The organism is Mycobacterium colombiense (assembly GCF_003284935.1).
Taxonomy (GTDB): domain Bacteria; phylum Actinomycetota; class Actinomycetes; order Mycobacteriales; family Mycobacteriaceae; genus Mycobacterium; species Mycobacterium arosiense_A.
This window is the reverse complement of sequence record NZ_QMEV01000130.1, coordinates 1-4,509: the sequence shown is the minus strand read 5'-3', so window position 1 is coordinate 4,509 and position 4,509 is coordinate 1. Positions and strand designations below refer to the sequence as shown.

Below are 4,509 nucleotides of genomic sequence, written 5' to 3'. Positions count from 1 at the left end.
GGCACCGCGCGCAGCTGCCGGGCCCGACAATCACCGTCAGCGCGCTGAGCGCGATATCCCAGGCGCTCTCCAAGCTGCTTGGCGGGCAATGCGATTCGCTGGGCGCCGAGGTGCCCATGGCCAAGCCCGGCGCGCCGCGCGCGTACAACCACTTCGGCAACGTCGTGGTGGGGCTGTACCCGAAGCTCGCACGGAACGCGCGCGCCGAACGGATCGCGGCCGACCTGGCCAACGGCCGGCGCCGGTTCGAGCACCCGGCCACCCGCGCCGCCGACCGGGCGTTCGCCGCGGTGCCCGCCGGGCTGCTGCGGTGGGGCATCGGACAATTCGATGTGGGGGAACGCGCGTCGCAGGTGTCGGGCAACACCGTGGTGTCCAGCGTCAACCGCGGCGCGGCCGATCTGAGCTTCGGCGGCGCGCCGGTGGTGCTGACGGCGGGATACCCGGCGCTCTCGCCGATGATGGGGTTGACGCACGGTGTGCACGGCATCGGCGACACCATCGCGATCAGCGTGCACGCGGCGGAATCGGCCCTGCCCGATATCGATGCCTACCTGGCGCTGCTGGACGCGGCGCTCTAGTTATTGCGCGTCACCGGATCTGGCCGCCTCCTCGCGGGTGAGCCCGACGGCGCCGATCAGCTCTTCGTGCAGTTCGAACCACACCGTGTGGTACGAGTCGATCAGCGGACGGGAAAGCCAGGCGGTCTCGCCGGCCTTGACCTTGTCCAGTGCCGCACCAAGTTTCGTGGCATAGGCGCCCAGCCGGGGCAGTTGCGCGGCGGCCGCCTCGACGATCGGCATCGTGCGGGCGTGCACGCCGTCGAGCCGGGTCAATACCGCGGCGTCGTAGTCGGCGTCGTCGTGGGGGTTGGGCGGGCCGCCGGGGCCGCCTTTGAGCTGCCAATCCGTCACAAGCCTTTTGAAGTCGGCGTTGACCGCGCGAAAGTCGTTGTAGGCGGCGGCCATCGCCGCCCGATCGATGCCCTCGCGCTCCTCGGTGAGCAACGCGGCGAGTCTGTCGTTGCCGCTGCTCGTGATCCGCAGCGGCGGGCCTTCGCTGAGCAGTCCCGCCGCGGCCAACCGCTTGACGGTCGGGGTGATGGAGCCGAGGTCGACCCCTAGCGTCGCCGCCAGCTCGGCCGCACCCACCCGGCCCTTGAGCCGAACCCCTTGCAGCACCGCCAATTCCGTCATCGATCGGCTTCCGATGCCACGCGCATCGCGGTGAGCATCACGATCAGCGGGTTCACCGAAACCACGTCGGTCTGCCCGCGGTCCAGCGCGGCGCGCACGGCGGCCTCGGAGTCGTCGTCCAGCCGCGCGTGCTCGCCCGCGGCGTGGGCGCGCAGCGGGCTGAGCCGTCGTGCGATGTCGGCCAGTTCGCGCAGCTCCGGCGTATCGTCTTCCGACCATGCCGACAGGCTCAGCTTGCCTTCGCGCACTTCGCCTTCGGCGCCGTCGACGGTGATGTGCTTGCCGGCCAGCGATGCCGCGACCCCCTGGCCGCAGCCCACCACGGCGACCCGGCCCAGCTCACGGCTGACCACGGCCGCATGGCTGGACGCTCCGCCCACCTCGGTGACGATCGCCTGCGCGGCCAGCATCCCCGACACGTCTTCGGGCCGGGTGTGGTCGCGCACCAGGATCACCGGCTCGCCGCGATCGGCGGCCCGCAGCGCCTCGTCGACATCGGTGTAGGCCGTTCCCGAGGCCACTCCCGGGCAGGCCGGCAAGCCCTTGGCCAAAAGCGGTGCCGCCAACCGTATTTCGGGCTGCAGCGCCGGCTGGAGCAGGGCCCGCACGTGCGCGGGCGTCACCCGGCGCAGCGTCTCCGCATCATCGATGAGTCCCTCGCGCCGCAATTCCAGCGCCGAGCGCACCGCCGCCTGCGCCGAGCGCTCAGCCGATCGTGTCTGCAGCAGCCACAGCTTGCCGTCCTCGACGGTGAATTCGATCTCCTGGATGTCGGCATCAAGCCGCTCGAGGCGGCGGGCGGCGGCCATCAGCTCGTCATAGACGGCCGGCTGCTCGTCACGCAACGCGACGATCGGCTCGACGTCGACCGATCCCGAGACCACGTCGTCGCCTTGGCCGCCGGGCAGCCATTCACCGAACGGTTCGTTGTCGCCGGAAATCGGGTTGCGCGAAAAGAACGCGCCGGCACCGGAATTGGGGCCAAGGTTGCCGAACACCATGGCCTGCACGACGACGGCGGTGCCGTGCCGATCGTCGATGCCGTAGTGGGCGCGGTAGGCGACCGCGCGCGGCGAATTCCACGAGGCGAACACCGCCTCGATGCCCGCACGCAACTGCGCGTACGGATCGGCGGGCACCGATTCTTGTTCGCCGACCCCGACGATGCGCCGATACATCTGGGCGAACCGCCGCCGGGTGTCGCGGGCGAACTCCCGGTTCCCGGTGGCGGCCAACGCCTGCTCGACGGCGTCGTTGATGCCGAGGTCCAGGATGGTGTCCATCATGCCCGGCATGGACTGGGTGGCTCCCGAGCGCACGCTGACCAACAGGGGCCGCGGGCCGCGCCCGAACGTGCGCGAGGTCTGCGCCTCGAGCCAGCGCATCCGGTCGAGCACGTCGTCCCAGATGGCATCCATGGTCGCTACCGGGTCGGCGAGATAGCGCAGCCCCACCGCGGTGGTGATGCAGAACGCCGGCGGCACCGGCAGATCCTGGCGGCGCATCGCCTCGATGCCGTGGCCCTTGTTGCCCAGCAGCTCCCGCGGGTGGCTCGATCCGCCGTCCAGCAACACCACGGAGTGCTCGATGGACGGGACCTCTCGCCTGCTTGACGCGTGGGCGCCGCCTCGCGCGGTACGAGCCGTGGTGCACCCCCTTTGTGGTGTAGCGACTGATCGGGCCGACGTCGGAACGCCCGCTATGTTCCCACACGGACCAGCGGATTAAGCGACGTAGCTGCTCGGCGGCTCTTGTCTTGCCACCCCGCCCATGATCTAGGTTTACAGTTATGACTTCATATGACACGTTCCATGACGTCGGAGTACTGATCCTGCGGCTGGTGTTGGGCGTGACGTTGGCCGCGCACGGCTACAACAAGTTCTTCGGCGGCGGCCGCATCCCGGGCACCGCACGCTGGTTCGAGAGCATCGGCATGAAGCCCGGAAAGTTCCATGCCACCGTGGCGGCGACCACCGAGATGGCCGCCGGCCTCGGCCTGGCCGCCGGTTTTCTGACCCCGATCCCGGCGGCGGGCTTCGTCTCCCTGATGCTGGTCGCGGCCTGGACCGTGCACCGGGCCAACGGCTTCTTCATCGTCAAGGAGGGCTGGGAGTACAACCTGGTGCTGGCGGTCAGCGCGGTCGTCGTGGCCACCCTGGGCGCGGGCAAGTACAGCCTGGACTACCTGGTCTTCGGGAAGAACTGGATGGACGGCTGGCAGGGCCTGGTGATCTCGGCGGGACTGGGTCTGGCGGGTGCCATCGGCCAGCTGGCGATTTTCTACCGGCCGCCGGCCAAGCAAGCCGGGTGATCAGGGGTCATCGACGTCTTCGGCGAGGACGCTTTCGGGGTGGTGGAAGGTGTTGGTGCGGGGTTGGCCGTGGTCGAGGTGTGGTGGTGGGATCCATTCGGTGTCGCCGTGGGTGTTTGTGCGGGTGGTCCAGCCTTGGTCGAGGAGGCGGTGGTGGGGTCCGCAGGCCAGGGTGAGTTGGTCGATGTCGGTGCGGTGAGTGTGGGCCCAGTCGGTGACGTGGTGGACCTCGCAGTAATAGCCGGACACGTCGCAGCCGGGATGCGAACACCCGCGATCCTTGGCGTACAAGACTATTCGCTGCCCGGGTGAGGCCAGCCGTTTGGTGTGATACAGCGCCAGGGCCTTGCCCTTGTCGAAGATCGCCAGGTAGTGGCGGGCATGGCGGCTCAGGCGGATCACGTCCGACATCGGCAACATGGTGCCGCCACCGGTCAAACCCCTCCCCGCCGCGGTTTCGAGCTCGCCAAGGGTGGTGGTCACGATGATGCTGGCCGGTAATCCGTTGTGCTGACCCAACTCCCCGCTGGCCAGCATCGCGCGCAGGGCGGCGTTGAGGCCGTCGTGGTTGCGCTGGGCCGCACTGCGCGTGTCGCGCTGCATCGCGTCTTCGGTGGGTGAAGCGTCAACGACGGGGTGTTCGTCGTCGGGGTTGGCCATGCCGGGGGCCGCGAGTTTGGCCAGCACCGCCTCGAGGGTGGCGCGGGCTTCCGGTGTCAGCCAGCCGCTGAGCCGCGACATGCCGTCGGTCTGCTGGTGGCCGAGCGTCAGTGCGCGCAGGCGGGCGCGGTCGGTGTCGGTGTAGGTGCCGTCGGGGTTGAGGCAGTCCATCAGGCGCCGGGCCAGTGTGGCGAGCTGGTCGGGGCGGAATTGGGTGGCGTTGGTGGCTAGTTGCTGTTCGGCGTGCGTACAGGTGTCGAGGTCGACGGACTCGGGCAGCTGGTGAAAGAACCGTCGGATCACCCCCACGTGGTCGGCCCCGATGGCTCCGGTGCGCTGGGC

General features: G+C 69.5%; 5 protein-coding genes. 2 read left to right on the top strand and 3 right to left on the bottom strand.

Annotation, left to right across the window (positions count from 1 at the left end; all coding sequences use genetic code 11):
• Positions 1 to 581: WS/DGAT domain-containing protein (locus DQP57_RS26195; protein WP_114149393.1), on the top strand; the 581-nt coding region annotated here is incomplete at its 5' end.
• On the opposite strand, the gene DQP57_RS26190 is transcribed toward DQP57_RS26195, so the two are convergent.
• Both DQP57_RS26190 and DQP57_RS26185 read right to left on the bottom strand, forming a co-directional pair.
• Positions 582 to 1,196, bottom strand: coding sequence for a MarR family transcriptional regulator (locus DQP57_RS26190; protein ID WP_112635794.1), 615 nt, complete (start codon positions 1,194 to 1,196; stop codon positions 582 to 584). It abuts the gene before it with no gap.
• Positions 1,193 to 2,773, bottom strand: a complete 1,581-nt coding sequence (locus tag DQP57_RS26185) for a pyruvate, phosphate dikinase (protein WP_112635792.1) — start codon at positions 2,771 to 2,773, stop codon at positions 1,193 to 1,195. Before DQP57_RS26185 ends, DQP57_RS26190 begins: the two co-directional genes overlap by 4 nt.
• Positions 2,774 to 2,985: 212 nt before the next feature.
• On the opposite strand from DQP57_RS26185, the gene DQP57_RS26180 reads away from it, so the two are divergent.
• Complete coding sequence (locus tag DQP57_RS26180) at positions 2,986 to 3,507, top strand: DoxX family protein (RefSeq protein WP_112635790.1); 522 nt, start codon at positions 2,986 to 2,988, stop codon at positions 3,505 to 3,507.
• On the opposite strand, the gene DQP57_RS26175 is transcribed toward DQP57_RS26180, so the two are convergent.
• A partial coding sequence (locus tag DQP57_RS26175; protein ID WP_133259320.1) for an HNH endonuclease signature motif containing protein occupies positions 3,508 to 4,509 on the bottom strand: 1,002 nt, incomplete at its 5' end.